Genomic DNA, 17940 nt, shown 5'->3' on the forward strand with positions numbered 1-17940 from the left:
TCTATACAACTAATTATTCCATTGTTTTTCTTTACGTATAGAAATAAAATCCATTATAAAAATAGCTATAAATGATATGATAATAATGACTATTACATAATTAAAAGCCTCACCCATATTACCTGCAGCCACTTCAGAGTAAACCGCCATAGGGAGGGTTCTGGTTTGTCCTGCAATATTACCTGCAATCATAGCTGTAGCACCAAACTCACCTAAACCACGAGCATAAGCAAGAATTCCACCACTAATGATTCCTGGCAATGCATTTGCAAATAAAACTTTCCAGAAAATTTTCCACTCGGACATACCTAATGTACGACCAGCATCTACCAAGTTATTGTCAACTTGTTCAAACGCACCACGAGCGGAACGATACATTAAAGGAAAAGACATGACTACTGCAGCAAGAACTGTTGCAGACCATGAAAAAGCTATTTTCACAGTGAAAAAGTCTATAAAAAACTTACCGATAGGTCCTCTAACACCAAAAATATACAATAAAAAAAATCCTACAACAGTAGGTGGCAATACGAGAGGTAATGTGAATATACCATCAAGCACTACTTTTATTGTGTCATTTTTAATTTTAATGATACCCCATGCAACAATTAAACCTAAAAAAAAGGTTATGAAAATTGATATACTTGCAGTTTTCATTGAAATTAAAACAGGGGACCAATCCATCATGTCAGTATATATCTCCTTTAACCTTATTAAATTTTTATATGAATAGATTTAATAAAATCTATTCATGAATAGTGAATCCATAGTCTTCAAATACACTTTGAGCTTCAGGAGTTTGTAAGAACTCCATGAATTTATCTGCAGCATCTGCATGTTCAGAATCTTTGAGTGGAGCTACAGGATAAACGATAGTTTTTAATGAATCTTCCGGAGCTTCACATACTACTTTAACATCATCATTGGATTGAGCATCAGAAGTATATACAAGACCATAGTCAGCAGATCCTTGAGCTACTTGGTTTAATACAGCAGTTACATCAGTTGCTAAAGATAATTGATCTTCAACAGAATCCCATACACCAAGGTTGTGTAATGATTCATTAGCATATTGTCCAGCAGGTACAGATTCAGGATCACCAATTGCAATAGTACCATTTACATCTTTTAATTCTTCAAATGAAGTAATGTTAGAATCAGAGTCAGCAGGTACAATTAAAACAAGTTTGTTTTCTAAGAATTTTACATTTGAAGCATTGTCAACATAACTTTCGTTAATTAAAGCATCCATTTGTTTGTTACCAGCAGACATGAAAACATCTGCTTTTAAACCGTTTTCAATTTGTTTTTGTAAGTCTCCACTAGAAGCGTAAGTAGGAGTTACAGTTACACCAGGATATTTTTCTTCAAACATCGGGATTAATTTTTCATCATAAACGTTTTTTAAACTAGCCGCAGCTGCTAATTGTACATCTTGACCATTTAAACTAGAATCAGTAGAAGTACCTAATGAACCAGTAACATATAAACCTGCAGCAATAATGACTATAATTGCTACAACAGCAATGATTATCTTTTTAGTATCCATTGTTTTTTCTCCATTTAATAATTTAACAAATAATACACTATCAGACAACAAAAAATAAACCCAAGATTAGTAAAAATTAGTAATAACTTATCACATGCACTTCTGCAGACCATAAGATTACAATAATTAAAATAAATATTAGTAAACTGAATATTTATTATCCAATTTTATAATATTTCATAAAATTTTTTTACTAATCTTGAATCAAGATTCAATTATCATGATTAGTAATTATAATTTAACTACATAATGATATATAAATCTTTTCATATCGTCATAAATAATTACATATCGATTAAAAATAAAAAATAAAAATAAATAAAATATTTATAAATAATAAAAATAATTAAATTTAAGTCAAATATTTGATTAAAATAATATTACACATCAACATATAATGACAAATACTTTTTAAGAACACACACGAACAAATACCAATATTTTTCATTTCAATAAAAAAAGAGATTGGGTAAAATCCCAAAATTAAAACTATACTTTTTGGAAAACAATGAAATTATGAGATTTGCCTTCAGGAATATCCTCACCAATTTCAGTATTCAAATAAGTCATTTTAAGATCGTGTTTATTGAATACTTCTTCAAGCTCTTCAGGAGAACTTCTAAATGCAGTTGGCGGACCTTTTGGAACTTCCCAAGCCTTATAATCCATTATTGCAATTTTACCATCTTTTTTAATGATTCTCTTAAATTCTTCGATAGCTTCATCCATAGTTCTTGATGCTTTAAAACCATGGAATACATTAACCATCAAAACAACATCGATTGATTCATCTTCAATGCCAGGAATTCCTTTTGGAATATCTGCTTCAATGTTAATTAAATTTTCAACACCATTTTCTTTTTTGTAGGTTTCCATATCTTCAATAGATGCATCATATACATCTACAGCATAAACAGTACCGTCAGGAAGATATTCTTCAATTACTTTAATTGCAATGTGGCCATCTCCACATCCAGCATCCATAAAAGTTTCATTACCTTTAAGATCCAATTCACCCAATATTTCATCAGAATCTAAAAAATGTACACTTGAAAATCCATGAGCTCTGTGTCCATTCATATAATCACCATATAATAGTTTTCTAAAAAATAGTATATAATAATTACCAATATGATGATATTTGCATAACACTTAAAAAATAGTTAAAATAAATAAAAAAAAGATTTAAGAAGATTATTTTTTCCAGGTTTGTTTAACTCCTCTTCCTCTTTTACTACCAGGTTTGGTGTAACTTCTTTTTTGTCTAGTTCTTCTGTTAGTTCCTTTAACTTTAGCCATATTTTCCCCTCCTTCCAAGTTGATAATAAAAATATTAGAATTATATCTATAACATAAAAATATTTGTTTTCAAGATATTTAAAGGTTTTCTTTATGTAGTATATTCTGCATTAATTTTAACATAATCATATGTTAAATCACAACCCCAAGCAGTCGCTTCACCATCACCCAAATGCATATCAATATTTACAACAACATTTTTGGATTGCATTACCTTTTCAGCAATTTCAAGGTTTGGAGTGTTCTCAAATGCCAAGATTTTACCGTCTTTAACCAAATCCACATCATATTCTTCATTTGCAATAGCTATTGTTACAATATCAGGATTTAAGTCACAACCAGAATATCCAATTGCAGACACTATTCTTCCCCAATTAGGGTCACCGCCAAATACTGCAGATTTGAATAAACTTGAAGATATAATTGATTTAGCAGCTAATTTTGCATCATTTTCATTTTTTGCACCACAAACATTAGCTTCAATGAATTTAGTAGCTCCTTCACCATCACGAGCCATCTTTTTAGCCAGATTAATACAGACATAGTTCAATGCTTCTTGGAAATTATCATCCAATTTGCCATCACTAACAACTTCAATTCCTGATGATCCATTAGCCATCATCAAACATGTATCATTGGTACTCTCATCACCATCAACAACAATCATGTTGAAACTGATATCTGCAGATTTCTTTAATGCTTTATTAATGTCATCAGCAGGAACAACAGCATCAGTTACAATAAATGAAAGCATTGTTCCCATATTCGGAGCAATCATTCCACTTCCTTTTGTAATACCTGCAATTTTAACGGTTTCACCATTAGTCAATGTAACTTCAACTGCACATTCTTTTGGAAAAGTATCAGTTGTCATAATAGCTTTTGCAGCTGCAAGTGAATCCTCAGGACTATTTCCTAACCTGGAAAATGATTCATTAGCTACTTTAGAAATGATATCAATTGGCATTTCACGACCTATTACTCCTGTTGATGAAATAGCAATTTCATCTTTAGGCACATCCAACTCATTGGAAACCAATCCAACTAATGTTTCACAGTCCTTAAATCCTTGTTCGCCTGTAAAACAATTAGCATTACCACTGTTTACAAAAACAGCTGAAATAATTCCTTTTTTAAGCACATTTTTAGTGTATTTAACTGGAGCTGCAACCACTTTATTGGAAGTGAAAACTGCAGAAGCAGTACTGTTTGGTGAATAAATAATTGTAACACCATATTTACCTTCACGTGCTCCAGATACCTTGAGATTTTCAATAACAGAAAATCCGCCATTTAACTCTTTAATAAACTCCATAACAATCACAAAAATTAATAAGATGGTTCAACAGTAACATTTAGTTCTGTTAATGTCTGATTATTATTAAAATCAACATTATCTAATTCTTTATCATAAGTAACATTATCAGTATCATTTAAATTTGTAGTCATCTCATCAGTAACATTCTGCCAATGAGGACCATCATCACCATCATCAAGACTTAATGATACCCCAATTCCAGCACCAACAACAAATGCAACTAAAGCTAGAATAATAAGAAATACTGTAGCATTACCCCATTTACTTGGATTACGTTGTTTTTTAGGCCTATTAACAATATTAGGTAAATTTAAATCTGACCTATTGGGAATGCTTATTTTTCTTTTTTTAGAGCGATTTCGACGGTTGTTTTGTGGTGAAAACAAAACCCTCTTATCATCTTTTTTTCTTCTCATAATTTCACTTTTTTATTTATTAAGCTACAAATGCGTAGATTAAAGCTATTATAACTCCTACGAAACTGAATATTCCAAGTCCTAAAATTGACATCAAATATGCAAATATAAATACAAATGCAAAAATACCAATTAGTTTTGCTTTTTCATTTTCAATCAAGTTAATTAATGTCCTTGTGAATTCAGATGGAATATTGTATGCATATAATCCATTTGCCAATTCAAATATAACTAAAGACAATGGTGCAGTTGATTTTAAACTATCCACAAGTTGAGCTCTTTCACCGGCTTCTCTTCTACTTCTACCAACACCAGCCCTTATTTTTGCACCATTATCAAGTGCAAACCATGCTGCATCGAGTCCTGCACGAATTGCTAATTCTTTAGATGGGAATTTTGCAATAAAATCATCCCCACCTTCACGATAACCTTCAAGTTCACCATTACATTCAGATTCAATGAAATTTTTAATATCAGTCATTAATTCAACTAGTTGATTACGACCATTTTTATCAATGAACTTTGTAGAATCAATTAAATCAATGAATAAATAATTTTCCAAAACAACAGGTCTTGATTCTTGAAGTAAAAATGGAGAATCAAAAACAAGTGCATATTCACCACCTAATTTGGTGAATGCAATACCTGGAAAACTTCCAACATTTTGAGTATAATGAATTGCTCTTTCAATTGATGCTGCACCAGTCATACCCACAGCAGAAATTACTGAATTGCCTTCGGATAATCCAATACCTATTAATTCAATAGCTACACGGATTGCATCATTTTTACTCATCATTTTAGCAACCAATTCTGTTGCTGTTTTTTCCACAACTTCCCCTTTTTCATTTTCAATGATTTTTACGAAAACATTGATTAAATTAGAAGGATTAGCAAGTTCTATGTAAAAGTAACGGTCATTATCCATTATGATGTTACTTACTAAAGCATATTCCTCAATTTTATTTTCAGCGGGCTTTAATTCGTAAAAGTTATACTCCTTTGGTATGTTTTCAACACCAACATCACGAACTAGATTTTCCAAAATAGAATCTGAAGTGATTTCTGCTTTATCCAGCTCAAATAGAATAGTTTGAGTATAGTTAAATAATGCTACATACTCATTTTCAATTTCATTTGTTGGAAAAAATTTGGTTCCAACAGAAATTGGAGTTAATTTAGTAGCTAATTTAATTAAAGATTTGGTTAAAGGATTAACCATCCAATCCTCCTCCCTTCTCAAGCTCTATTTCGAAATCACCTGGTTTTTCTAAAAGCATATCCGGTTTTACAGAAACAAATGGGAACTTCCAAGATCCAAGTCTTCCAGCAATGGTACTTGCAATGTTTCTTGAGTTCCTTTTAATAAATATTTCATCACTTGCAGATACACGGACCAAAATATTATATGGAGCATATTCAGTCACTTCATCTGCCAACATAATATTTAATTCAAAATTGCCTGGTTTTGTGAACAAATCATTTCTAACTGCAATTAAAGGTTTTTTCTCGAGACCTAACCTTTCTGCAACAGTAACAGAAATATTACCTGCATTTTTAACTGCTAATTTATAATCTTTAGGATGAACCAAAACAAATATCACATAAGGTGCTGCTATTTCAACATCATCAACCATTTCAACGATTTTATTGAACATTGGAATTTTAGAGAATATGTTTTCAAGTCTTGATTCAGTGTTATTTTCATTATCAATACGAATAATAGCTTGTTTAGCAATATTCAATGGAGAAATCTCCAATCCTTCCTTACCTGTATAAATTTCCCATTTTTTAAAGTTTAATTCTTTAATAATTTCATCACAGATATGTTGAAGAATGTTTTTATCCTTTTTAGCTTTTTTAGGTTTTCCGAATGTGAGTCTGTCATTTTCAATTACAAATGGAATCCTCATAGAAGAAATGTTTCTAAATTCCGCAACATAGTCCCTAAACTTATCATTTGACAACACTTTTGCTTTTTCACGTGAAGCAATATCCAAAATAAAGTGATCCGCATCATTACCTGCTGGAACTTCCTCTACGTTTTCACTTTCCAATAATTTTAAAAATTTTTCTTTATCATCAATATCATGACGAAGTGATGCATCGGCAATAATTACAAACTCATCTTCACCTTCTTCTAATGCCTTAACAGCTGCAAGTATATTAGACATTTGAGGTTGTCCCATTTCATTTTTAACATTAAAAGCCACATTAGAAGCATCTACAACCACTTTCATAATATCACCTAAAAATAATCAATTAAAATAATAATTCAGTATAATATATTTTTGTATCCTATTATTTAAATTTACTTTATAACTCATTTCTTGCATATTTTCCAAATAAAAATTTTTCTCCACCAATATTATTGAGAAAAATTTCTATTTCATCATCTGTAATATTATACACCATATAAGAATTCTTTATTTTACCTCTAAGTTTTTTAGAACAAAGAGAACCTGCATTAACAACAATAGTATTGTTTAACTTCCAAACATTTGGAACATGTTTATGTCCAGACAATACCAAATCCACTTCATGAGTTGTTAATGTTTTTAAAATATCCCCTGCATCAGATAAAACATTGCGTTCACGCCCTGTTTGAGGTATAGGGATTACGTGATGATGTAGAGCAACGATAGAGAAGTTTTCATTAATTGCACATTCATCCAATTGATGTTCTAACCACATATGTTGAGGATTTCCAATATTCCCCCTACTTTCATCAGGAGAACTACTATCAAGCCCAATTACTGTCAAATCACCATCCATGGTTAATTTCCAACTACGCTCACCAATTATTTCTTCAAAAGTCTGATAACCTAAATTACGAGCATCATGGTTTCCAGGGACTGCAAATAATGGAGCTTCAAACATCTCCAAATATCGGGTAGCCTGTTGGAACTCAACATAATAACCACCATTGGTTATATCCCCAGTTAAAATAATCATATCCGGTTGCAATTGATTTATTTCAGTAACAGCCTGTATGAAAATATCTTCATCAAAATCAGTTTCACAAATATGCAAATCTGAAATATGTGCAATTAAAGTCATTTTATCTATTAATTTAATTTCATGATAGCTTCTGCAAGATCTCCTTTACATTCTTCAAGTGCTGCTTTTGCAACATCTGCAGAAACACCTGCACTATTAGCTACCATTTCAATATCTTCTTCAGGAATTTCAATTTCATAATCAAGTTCTACTTCACGAGCTTTACCATCAATTTGATAAGTTTCATTACCCATTACATTCATTAAACTTACACTAGGATTATCAATGATTAACTCTTTTTCATCAAAACGGATAATAACTTCACGAACTCCTTCAAGTTCTTCCATTTTCATACCCATTTTTTTCATTTGTCTTTCCATCTGTTTCATTTGTTTTTTATTCATACCAGGTATCATAATAGAATCCTCATAAAAATTAACTATTTATAATTATATTATTTATTATAATTAAAAGTTGCTTAAATTGAAATAAAAAAAATAAAAATTTAAAAAAAAAAGAGAAAAAAGTTAGAAACCGTAACCTTCAGTTTCAAATGTTTTTGCAACATCTTTTAAAACTTCAGGAATATTGATTTCTTGTGGACATTCTTCAATACATGCTTCACATTCACTACAGTCAGAAGCAATTCCAACACCCGGAAGCTTAGAATAGTTCACATACGCATTACCTATAGGAGACCATTCATTTTCACCAAGAATCTTTTCCTTATTATATAAATCAAAGATTTTTGAAATATCTATTTCTTCAGGACAATATTCAACACAGTACCTGCATTTTGTACAATCTACAGTGATGTTTGCATTGATAATTTCTGAAACTTCTTTAAGGACATTCAATTCATCATCACTCAAAGGATCTATATTTTTAAACTCTTCAATATTATTTTCAACTTGTTCCAAAGAACTTGAACCTGTCAAAACAAGGAAAACACCTTCAAGATTTGCTACGAATCTCATTGCCCATGATACAACAGATTTATCCGGATTACATTTTTTCATGAGTTCTTCTGATTCTTTAGGAACATCAGATAAGAAACCACATTTATACGCTTCCATGACCATTACAGGTTTATTGTGTTTTCTTGCAACTTCCCAACATTTTCTTGATTCAATTCCTTCATCTTCCCAATCAAGATAATTAAGTTGAAGTAAAACAAATTCCATTTCTGGATGAACTGTTAAAATATTATCCAAAAATCTGCATTAGCATGAGTAGATAATCCTAAATGCTTAATGTAACCTTCTTCTTTTTTCTTGTTTGTAAAAGCAAATGAATCCACATCTAACCACCCTTTTTCAGAAAATCCACTTACATTGTGCATCAAATAGTAATCAAAGTATTCAACACCACATCTTTCAAGTTGTTCTGCAAAAATTGGCTCAAGTTGGGACTCTTCAGTGATTGCAAAAGTTGGCAATTTATCAAATATTTTAAAAGATTCTCTTGGATATCTCTCAACAACACATTTTTTCAACGCTATTTCACTTAAACCTTCATGATATGGATAAACAGTATCCAAACAGTTAAATCCAGCATCCATCAATGCATCAACCATCTTTGTAACCTGATCATAATCTACACTTGAAAAGTCATTTTCATCTAAAACGGAGTGTCATCATCCCTAAACCTAACTCTACCATTAATAATCCCTCTTTAAAATAAAATAAAAATTAGTTAATTATACATTTATTGCACAAAATCACTTATAAACCTATGCACAATTGTTCGTAAATTACAAAATAAATATTACGTCCTATAAAATATATTTAAATAAAATATTTCCAATAATAAATTCTATGACAATTAAACGCTGCAGTTGGGTAACCGATGATGAAATATACATCAAATACCATGATGAAGAATGGGGAGTCCCAACACATGACGACCATAAATTATTTGAAATGCTTATTTTAGAATCATTCCAGGCAGGATTATCATGGATTACAATACTTAAAAAAAGGGAAAATTTCAGAAAAGCATTTGATAACTTTGATTATGTGAAAATATCCGAATATAATGATAATAAGGTTAATGAACTGCGGGAAAACGAGGGAATTATTCGTCATAAAGGAAAAATTAATGCAACAATCAACAATGCTAAGATATTTATGAAAATCCAAGATGAATTCGGCAGCTTTGATTCATATATTTGGGAATTTACCAATGGAAAAATAATTAAAGCTGAATTTAAAACAGAATCTGAACTATCAAAAACCATTTCCAAAGATTTAAAAAAACGTGGAATGAAATTTGTAGGTCCAACAATAATTTACTCTTATCTTGAATCAATTGGAATTATCAACAACCATCAAGAAAATTGTTTTAAATTTGATAAAAATGATTAAAATAATATGATGTTCCAAATCATAAATAATACTGGAATTTCATCATTGCTTTTATTTACTTAATTACATATTTTATTAAAATTACAAATTTTATGCAAAATAGAATATTATGATATAAATATTTCATTAAAACCATGTTTCAAGACATATGAAATAAAACATATTAATAAAAAAGAAGGTATTAAGAATAATACTTCAAAATTTAAATTGGAATTTCATCAGATTCTAATGTTTTAGACATTTCCACATTGAAAATCCTATCTAAATCATTTAAAGAACCTGAAGAAATCTTAATTACATTTTCACCAACAATAAATTTTGATGCATCAAATGAATGTTCCAACACCATTTTACAACATTGACCATGATTTCAACCGAAACATACATTAATTCATCTTCCATCCATTGGAAATTAACTGCTTTAAGTTTTTCCGGAGCAATCATATAATACAATAGCCATAGGTGGAGAAGTAGCTATAACATTATTAACCTCATTCAAAACTTCAACAGTCCTATTAATCATATCAGTTATATTTTTAGAACCTGAAGTTTCTATAGTAGATGGAGTTAAAAACAAATGAGTAGCAACACCTATTACCACCAAAATAATCAACATTAAAATTATCACTTTAGTCTTTTTTCCATTAAAAACACCCAAAAATAAAAAAATAATTTTCGATAGTAATATATTTTCACTAAGTTATTTAATAAATTTTCTAAAAAATTTTAAATATTTAATAAATAATTATATAAGTTAAAAAAATATTTTAAACATCAAATATGTATTTAATAATAATTTAAAGCATAAAAAATAGTATTTAACAAAAATTAATTAGTTATATCGTTATTATTTTAATTAATAAAGACAATACTAAAACAGTTAAATATTGGAAGTTTAAATAGAGTATATAAATAGAGGTGTAAAAATGTCAATACAAAAAGTAGATGAAATTTTATCAAAAGCACAAGTATTTTACCTTGCAACCGCAGACGGCGACAAACCAAAAGTTAGACCACTAGGTTTCCACTTATTATTTGAAGACAAAATTTACTTTGGTGTTGGAACATTCAAAGCAGTATACAAACAGTTAGAAGAAAATCCAAATGTAGAAATCGCTGCATGGGACGGAGAACATTTCCTCAGATACTATGGAGTGGCTGATTTGACTAAAAATGATGCAGTCGTTGAAAAAGCATTTGAATTAATGCCAGAAATAGCTGAAGCATACAAATCCAACGGTTGGGAAATAGGAGTATTCTTCCTCAATGATGCAACCGCTGAAATTAGAAACATGTTTACCGTTGAAGAATCATATGAATTTAAATATTAATGTTAAAACATTAATATTCTTTTTTATCCACATACATCATTAACAATAGCTAAACCTTTAAGTGTCTTTGGAAAACCTATATAAGGCATGATAACTGTTATTGCAGAGACTAATTTTTCTTTGTCATTGCCAACATTTAAATTAGCTTGTGTGTGAGCTCTGAGCTGATTTTCACAGCTTCCAAGAGATACAATCAATACAAAAGTGATGAATTCCCTTAACTGATCATCCAAACCATCTCTTGTGTAGAAATCACCGAAACAGAATCCCTCCAAGAACCTATTGAAATGTTCTTGACCATCAGGTGCATTATCATTCATATTCTGAATATATTCAGCACCGAAGAATTTTTCTTGAAGTTCACGACCTTTCTGATGTCTGTTTTCAGGAGTAGTATTTGATCTTTCAGGAAGCAATGGCAAGTCAATACCTTTTGCTTCAAATACTTTAATAATAATTCCAAAGAAGTTGTGTGCACGTCCAAATCCAACATATGGTACTGACTGATATAATAATTCTTTAGCTTCCTCAGGAGCCAAATCCATATCAAGAGCTGCAGATAAAATCTTTTTAAAAGCCTTAGGTGACTGACATGCAATGAGTGATGCCAAAGTTGCTAAAATTGATTCCTTTTCAGTTAATGTAGAATAATCATATACTTCACCAAATGCAAAGTTTTCAAAAATCTCATGAAATTCAAGATCATTTTTTTGGATTCTTCCAAATTTACTAAATAATTCTTTCATGAAGAATAATATTTAAAATTAGATATAAAAAGTTTATTAAAAAAAGAAAAATAAATAAAAGAGAGTTTAATCTCCTTTATTCCAGTTTACAATACCATAAACAACACATAAAAGTGTGGATAAGATAATTCCAACATATACTCCCCAAATCATTGGGTCTTCAATTCCTAAAATCATCATTATGCGTCACTTCCTTTGTTGTCTATATTTTCAAATGCTTTGTCAATTACTTCTTGTTCTAAAGGTTTTGTAAGTAAACTTACTACAATAGTAAATATTGCTGAAATTGGAACTGCAATTAACATTACGTCAATGAACGGCCATGGTGCTGCTGGTAATAACATGTCAATACCAAATACGAATTTACAGATTCCAAGTCCGAGTGCAGTCTTTTTGAATACAAACATTAACCAGAATAAACTGACACAGGTTCCTGATACAATACCTGCAATAGCACCGAGTCTTGTAATTCCTTTCCAGTAGAGTGCACCTAAGAACACAGGTAAGAATGCTGCTGCACAGATTTCAAAGAATAAACTTGTTCCGAGTGCAACTACACTTCCAGGAAGTGAGAATGCCATAATTAATGCTAAGATAATAGCGATTAAAATACCAACTCTGGAAATACTTACTTGGTCTAATTTTTGTTTGGATTTGTCTCTTAATGTACCATATATATCTACACCAAATGCAGTACCTTGAGTGTGCAATTGAGAAGAGATTGTAGACATTGCAGCTGCAATCAAGGACAATAAGAAGATGTATACAAACCATTCAGGCAATGCCATTGTAATAAATGTTGGAATAATTTTATCAATGTTTCCTCCAACTACATCTACAGCAATTTTACCTAATTTATCGTAGAAGTATACGTTTGAAAGAGATCCTACAATATAAGCAGTGGTTGGCATGATTGCAATGAAAATACCGCCGATTAAAACAGACCTGTTCAATTCTTTGTCTGATTTAACAGTCATGAACCTTACGATTAATGAAGGTTGAGCGAGCACACCAATACCTACACCGATAAGGGTTGAAGATACAAGTGACCACCAGAATGGAGTTCCAAACTCTGGGAATGATGTCCATCCGGTTCCCCCTGTTGCAAGTGCATCAGCAGGATACAAATTAACCATACCAGATAAAGCAGTGTTTGCAGTATCGACTCCTCCAAGTATCCAATATATGAATACAAGTAAAAAGACCATAGCTACAACCATAATACTTCCTTGTAATGCATCAGTATACATTACACCACGTATACCACCGAATAATACGTAGAAAGTAATAATGATTGACAAAATAAGTAAAGCAATACTGAAATTAATCAATAATGAAGATTCCAAGAATCTTGCAGCTCCGATTAATACTACTGCTGCATAAAGTGGCATTGCACAGAAGATAACTAATCCTGAAAAATAGTGAATGAATCTACTGTTAAAACGTTTACCTAAGAATTCTGGGAAAGTTAATGAGTTTAATGCATGTCCCATCCTACGAGTTCTTTTTCCTAAAAATACGAATGCTATGAATATACCAATGATGATGTTTAAGAATGCTAACCATAAAACACTCATACCATATTCACCAGCAACTCCTCCAAAACCAACAATAGCTGCTGTCGAAATAAATGTTGCCCCATAACTCATCGCCATGATGAACGGGTGAGTATCCTTACCAGCAATCATAAAATCTTCAGAGGAATTAGTTTTTTTGTATGCGTAATAACCTACAAAAACAAGTGCAAATATGTAGATTATAAATACGATTGCTAAAATCATTACGTCCATAAATAATTACCTCAAAATATTAAACATAAATTATTATATTTACAATATAATATTTGAAAAGAAATTATATAAAGATTGTTATAAATACATCATAGTACATTTTAGTACATTAACTTTGTTTAATTATAATGAATTTGACATCCCTAATTTCACCAAACTCAATTTTTTCATAATGATAATCCATCAATAAATTTATAGACTCATCAATTGACAAACCAACATTGCAGTCCATCCAAATTTGAATATCCAAATCACATAACATCTGAGTATAAAGAACTTTTTTTAATATTTCACACATCTTTAAATCCAACCGAGATATCTTCAAAATAACATCAAAACAATCTTTATATCTCCCAGAAAATAATTTCAGTGCAAAAGGAACCATCAATGAAGATAAAGTACCATCACATACTTCCAATAGTTTATTTCCACAGTCATTCATCATATCCTTATCATTGAGGATAGTTACAATCAGAGATTTTTCAAGCAAAGCATCAACATGAGTCTTATCAATATCAAGGATAAAATTACAATATTTCAATGCAATTTCATATTCACCAACCATATTACATAACTTCACAAAGCAGATCATTTCATCAAAATCATCAAAATCAACAAGACGTTCTGCATGATTCAATGCATTTATAGAACTGTCCAAATCATCAAGGAAATAATGACATTTGACCTTATCAAACCACAATAACAAAACATATGGATTTTCAGAGATTAACAAATTAATAATGCTCAATGCATCATGATAACATTCCAAACCCATCAAACAATTATATTTTAACATTAATGCAAATTTATAATCACTATCGTCACTTTTAATACATTCTAAACTCTTCAAAGCACCTTCAAAATTGCCATCATCAAACTCTTTTTTACACTGTTTAAATTTAAAATTCAAATTTAACACCAATTTAAATTAAAATTAAAGAAATATAAATAGTTTTTTTAAAAAATAAAGTAAAAATTGATTTTAATTAATGATTTTATCATGATAAATCAATGTTAAAATTAGCAATTATATCAAACTAAACAAAAAACTAAACATTTATAATAATGAACAAAAAGAATTAAACAATGTAAAATAAAATTGAAAAAAATAGGGATAAATATGTTTTGGAACGAAAAAGCCGAATGCATGGGTAAAGAAGAAAAAGAAAAATTGCAACTTGAAAGACTTCAAAAATCCGTAAAACTTGCATATGAAAATGTGGAGTTTTATAAAAAAAGATTCGATGAAATTGGTTTAAAACCAGAAGACATCAAAACTTTAAAAGATATTGAAAAAATACCATTTACAACAAAAAGTGACTTAAGAGAAGCTTATCCATTTGGTTTACTTGCAGTTCCACGTGATGACATTGTAGAAGTACACGCATCATCCGGAACAACTGGAAAACCAACTGTTACAGCATACACTCAGAATGATTTAGACAATTGGGGGGAATGTATTGCACGTGGTCTTAAAATGGCTGGTGCAGAAAAAGACTACATCATTCAAAACGCTTATGGATACGGATTATTTACCGGAGGATTCGGTATTCACCACGGTGGAAATATGATGGGTGCAATTACAGTTCCTATTTCTGCAGGTAACACTAAAAGACAACTTGACACCATGGTTGACTTCCAAAGTGATATTTTAACCTGTACTCCTTCCTATGCAATGTACCTTGGAGAATCCCGTGAAAATGCTGGAATTCCATTAGAAGACATTAACTTAAAAGCAGGAATTCACGGAGCAGAAATGTGGACTGATGAAATGAGAAAAAGAATCGAATCATCACTCGGTATCAAAACCCACAACATTTACGGTTTAACTGAGGTTATGGGTCCAGGTGTTGCTCAAGAATGTGGAGAACAAAATGGTATGCACATCCAAGATGACCATTTCTACCCAGAAATCATTGACTCAGAAACCGGAGAAACTTTAGGTTACGGTGAAAAAGGAGAACTTGTTTTAACTTCATTAACTAAAACAGGAATGCCTATTTTAAGATTCAGAACAAAAGATTTGACTACTTTAATTGGTGAAAAATGTAAATGTGGAAGAACCACCGTTAGAATAACAAGAATCACCGGTAGAAGTGACGACATGTTAAAAATTAGAGGAGTAATGGTATTCCCATCCCAAATTGAAAAAGCATTACTTAAAATCGAAGGTATCAGCCCTAACTACATGATTCATGTAACAAGACCTGACATTTTAGATGAAGTAGAAGTTAAAGTAGAAGCTTCAAAAGACTTATTCTTCGATGAAATGAAAGAAATGGAAAAAGTTGAAAAACAAATCCAAGCATCAATCAGATCTGAAACTGGGCTTAGAGTGGATGTAACAATCTGTGAACCAGAAACACTTCCAAGAAGTGAAGGTAAAGCAGTACGTGTAATTGATGAAAGGAATTTTGATGAATAGGTGGTAACATGGCAGTGAAACAAATTTCAATTTTCATAGAAAACAAAGAAGGAAGAATTAAAAAAGCTATTAACACATTAGCAGAAGAAAATATTAATATTCGTGCTCTTTCAATAGCAGATACAACCAAATACGGAATTTTAAGATTAATTGTTTCTGATAATGAAAAAGCAATAGATGCTCTTGAAAAAGATGGTTTTATCGTAAAAGAAAATGAAGTTATCATTTTAGCAGTTCCAGACAAACCTAATGGATTAAATTCAACATTAGCAGTCTTCGATGAAAACGGAATCAATTTAGAATACTTATACGCATTTGTAAGTACTAAATCTGATGAAGCTATTGTTGTTATGAGATTAGAAAACATGGAAAAAGCTTTTGAAGCATTAGAAAATAGCGATGTTAAAATCTTAGACGCAGAAGACATTAAAGATTTATAGAAAAGATTCATTCTTTTCTAAACTTATTTTTTATATTATAAATTAAAATTAGAACAAAATAACTATTTTTAGAAATTTTTAAAAAAAAGGGCTTTGTAGAAATCCTATTTGATTTTTGCAAAAATTTTTTAATAATTCTATTTTTTTATATTTTTGCTTTAATTTTGTTAAAAACATTTGAAAAGTTTGTAATCTAATTTTACAGTTGAAATTACACATTGATTAAAAAAATAAGCTTCATATAACTATATATAGTAAAATGGAGAATAAATATTAATATGAACACTGAAAATACTCATTCTCCAAATTGTATTTTGTTTTCAAAGCAATTAAATCTTTCGGATTTTGGTTTCGAAAAACCAGCACTCAAAAAAATTAAAGAAATAAACAAAGACATAAAGCCAAATAAACTGTTAAAATTCATTAAATTTACATTTAAATACTCAAAAATTGTGTTAAATAAATATTCAAGCTATTTTTCAAAGCATGACTTCACACAACCTGCATTATTCACACTTTTAGCAGTAAAAATCTACACGCGAAGCACTTATAGGCAGATAACTGATTTATTAGAATTATCTGATAAAATACAGAAATATTTGCACTTAAAAAAGGTTCCACATTATACAACACTCCAGAAATTCTTCCAAAGACTGCCAACATCAATATTACAAGAATTAAACAAACAAATATTACTGAATAATCAAATTGATGGTGAAATAATTGCTTTAGATGGAAGTGGATTTACTAACGACTATGCAGACAAATATTACGCAATAATAAGACGAAAAGAACGAAAAAGCTACGTAAAAAACCATATTTCAATTGATGTAGAAAGTAGATTAATACTTCATTTCGCAGCCCAAAGAGGCCCAAGATTCGACACACGATTCGCAATCGCAGCAATAAGAAACATAAAGAAATATAACCCAAAATACATACTAGCAGATAGAGCATATGATACTGAACTCATCAGAAAATGCATAAATGAAGAAGCAAAAGCAGAAGATCAAATACCATTAAAATCCAGAGCAAAAAACGGACATTACAGGTTAAAAAGTAAAAATACATTCCAAAAAGAAATATATTCCCGAAGAAATAATGTAGAATCAATATTTAGTGTAATCAAAAGAATATTCAATGGAACCAATAGAAGCAGAAGTCTACAACTATCCAATAAAGAAACAAAACTCAAAAACACAATTTACAACATTTACAGAACAACACAAATTCAAGAAAAATAAGGATTTCTACAAAGCC

General features: G+C 30.3%; 20 protein-coding genes and 1 pseudogene. 5 read left to right on the forward strand and 16 right to left on the reverse strand.

What is annotated here, in order from left to right; translation table 11 throughout:
• Window positions 1-9 precede the first annotated feature (9 nt).
• From modB to MR875_01500, 11 genes and pseudogenes are all read right to left on the reverse strand, one after another.
• Window positions 10-687 (reverse strand): molybdate ABC transporter permease subunit, encoded by a 678-nt coding sequence (gene modB / locus MR875_01450; GenBank protein MCI6993519.1) that lies wholly within the window; start codon window positions 685-687, stop codon window positions 10-12.
• A gap of 58 nt (window positions 688-745) precedes the next feature.
• Complete coding sequence (gene modA / locus MR875_01455; protein MCI6993520.1) at window positions 746-1549, reverse strand: molybdate ABC transporter substrate-binding protein; 804 nt, start codon at window positions 1547-1549, stop codon at window positions 746-748.
• A gap of 489 nt (window positions 1550-2038) precedes the next feature.
• Window positions 2039-2629, reverse strand: coding sequence for a class I SAM-dependent methyltransferase (locus MR875_01460; GenBank protein ID MCI6993521.1), 591 nt, complete (start codon window positions 2627-2629; stop codon window positions 2039-2041).
• 310 nt (window positions 2630-2939) lie between these two features.
• Window positions 2940-4163 carry a bifunctional ornithine acetyltransferase/N-acetylglutamate synthase gene (gene argJ / locus MR875_01465; GenBank protein ID MCI6993522.1) on the reverse strand — a complete coding sequence of 408 codons (1224 nt, stop codon included), beginning with the start codon at window positions 4161-4163 and terminating at the stop codon, window positions 2940-2942.
• Window positions 4164-4177: 14 nt separating this feature from the next.
• Window positions 4178-4582: a hypothetical protein gene (locus MR875_01470; GenBank protein ID MCI6993523.1), complete on the reverse strand. Its 405-nt coding sequence runs from the start codon at window positions 4580-4582 to the stop codon at window positions 4178-4180.
• Between the two features lie 19 nt (window positions 4583-4601).
• Window positions 4602-5804 carry a hypothetical protein gene (locus tag MR875_01475; protein MCI6993524.1) on the reverse strand — a complete coding sequence of 401 codons (1203 nt, stop codon included), beginning with the start codon at window positions 5802-5804 and terminating at the stop codon, window positions 4602-4604.
• Window positions 5797-6822 (reverse strand): Zc3h12a-like ribonuclease, encoded by a 1026-nt coding sequence (locus tag MR875_01480; GenBank protein MCI6993525.1) that lies wholly within the window; start codon window positions 6820-6822, stop codon window positions 5797-5799. Before MR875_01480 ends, MR875_01475 begins: the two co-directional genes overlap by 8 nt.
• Before the next feature lie 76 nt (window positions 6823-6898).
• Window positions 6899-7642 carry a metallophosphoesterase family protein gene (locus MR875_01485; protein MCI6993526.1) on the reverse strand — a complete coding sequence of 248 codons (744 nt, stop codon included), beginning with the start codon at window positions 7640-7642 and terminating at the stop codon, window positions 6899-6901.
• Between the two features lie 8 nt (window positions 7643-7650).
• Entirely contained in the window at window positions 7651-7998 is a 348-nt protein-coding gene (locus MR875_01490) for a nascent polypeptide-associated complex protein (protein MCI6993527.1), read from the reverse strand.
• A 111-nt stretch (window positions 7999-8109) separates the two neighbouring features.
• The gene (locus tag MR875_01495; GenBank protein MCI6993528.1) at window positions 8110-8502 is read right to left on the reverse strand and encodes a 4Fe-4S dicluster domain-containing protein; all 393 of its coding nucleotides are present in this window, start codon (window positions 8500-8502) and stop codon (window positions 8110-8112) included.
• Window positions 8476-9143: pseudogene (locus MR875_01500) on the reverse strand (aldo/keto reductase). Before MR875_01500 ends, MR875_01495 begins: the two are co-directional and overlap by 27 nt.
• 256 nt (window positions 9144-9399) lie before the next feature.
• Here MR875_01500 and MR875_01505 point away from each other — a divergent pair.
• A complete protein-coding gene (locus MR875_01505) occupies window positions 9400-9948 on the forward strand; it encodes a DNA-3-methyladenine glycosylase I (GenBank protein MCI6993529.1) in 549 nt (182 codons plus the stop codon).
• A 202-nt stretch (window positions 9949-10150) separates the two neighbouring features.
• Here the strand turns inward: MR875_01505 and MR875_01510 are convergent, their stop codons facing one another.
• Together MR875_01510 and MR875_01515 are read right to left on the reverse strand one after the other, a co-directional pair.
• Entirely contained in the window at window positions 10151-10297 is a 147-nt protein-coding gene (locus MR875_01510) for a hypothetical protein (GenBank protein ID MCI6993530.1), read from the reverse strand.
• A 72-nt stretch (window positions 10298-10369) separates the two neighbouring features.
• Entirely contained in the window at window positions 10370-10564 is a 195-nt protein-coding gene (locus tag MR875_01515; GenBank protein MCI6993531.1) for a hypothetical protein, read from the reverse strand.
• 310 nt (window positions 10565-10874) lie between these two features.
• Between MR875_01515 and MR875_01520 the strand changes: the two genes are divergently transcribed.
• Entirely contained in the window at window positions 10875-11279 is a 405-nt protein-coding gene (locus MR875_01520) for a pyridoxamine 5'-phosphate oxidase family protein (GenBank protein ID MCI6993532.1), read from the forward strand.
• Between the two features lie 23 nt (window positions 11280-11302).
• Here MR875_01520 and MR875_01525 read toward each other — a convergent pair whose 3' ends face one another.
• From MR875_01525 to MR875_01535, 3 genes are all read right to left on the reverse strand, one after another.
• On the reverse strand, window positions 11303-12025 hold the full coding sequence (locus MR875_01525) for a carboxymuconolactone decarboxylase family protein (protein MCI6993533.1): 723 nt from the start codon (window positions 12023-12025) through the stop codon (window positions 11303-11305).
• Between the two features lie 179 nt (window positions 12026-12204).
• Complete coding sequence (locus MR875_01530) at window positions 12205-13815, reverse strand: sodium:solute symporter family protein (protein MCI6993534.1); 1611 nt, start codon at window positions 13813-13815, stop codon at window positions 12205-12207.
• A 109-nt stretch (window positions 13816-13924) separates the two neighbouring features.
• Complete coding sequence (locus MR875_01535) at window positions 13925-14725, reverse strand: hypothetical protein (protein ID MCI6993535.1); 801 nt, start codon at window positions 14723-14725, stop codon at window positions 13925-13927.
• Window positions 14726-14935: 210 nt separating this feature from the next.
• Between MR875_01535 and MR875_01540 the strand changes: the two genes are divergently transcribed.
• From MR875_01540 to MR875_01550, 3 genes are all read left to right on the forward strand, one after another.
• Window positions 14936-16240 (forward strand): phenylacetate--CoA ligase, encoded by a 1305-nt coding sequence (locus tag MR875_01540; protein MCI6993536.1) that lies wholly within the window; start codon window positions 14936-14938, stop codon window positions 16238-16240.
• Between the two features lie 8 nt (window positions 16241-16248).
• Window positions 16249-16680 (forward strand): amino acid-binding protein, encoded by a 432-nt coding sequence (locus MR875_01545; GenBank protein ID MCI6993537.1) that lies wholly within the window; start codon window positions 16249-16251, stop codon window positions 16678-16680.
• 452 nt (window positions 16681-17132) lie between these two features.
• Window positions 17133-17924 carry an IS5 family transposase gene (locus MR875_01550; GenBank protein ID MCI6993538.1) on the forward strand — a complete coding sequence of 264 codons (792 nt, stop codon included), beginning with the start codon at window positions 17133-17135 and terminating at the stop codon, window positions 17922-17924.
• Window positions 17925-17940 lie beyond the last annotated feature (16 nt).

This window comes from Methanobrevibacter sp., from assembly GCA_022775905.1.
Classification (GTDB): domain Archaea; phylum Methanobacteriota; class Methanobacteria; order Methanobacteriales; family Methanobacteriaceae; genus Methanocatella.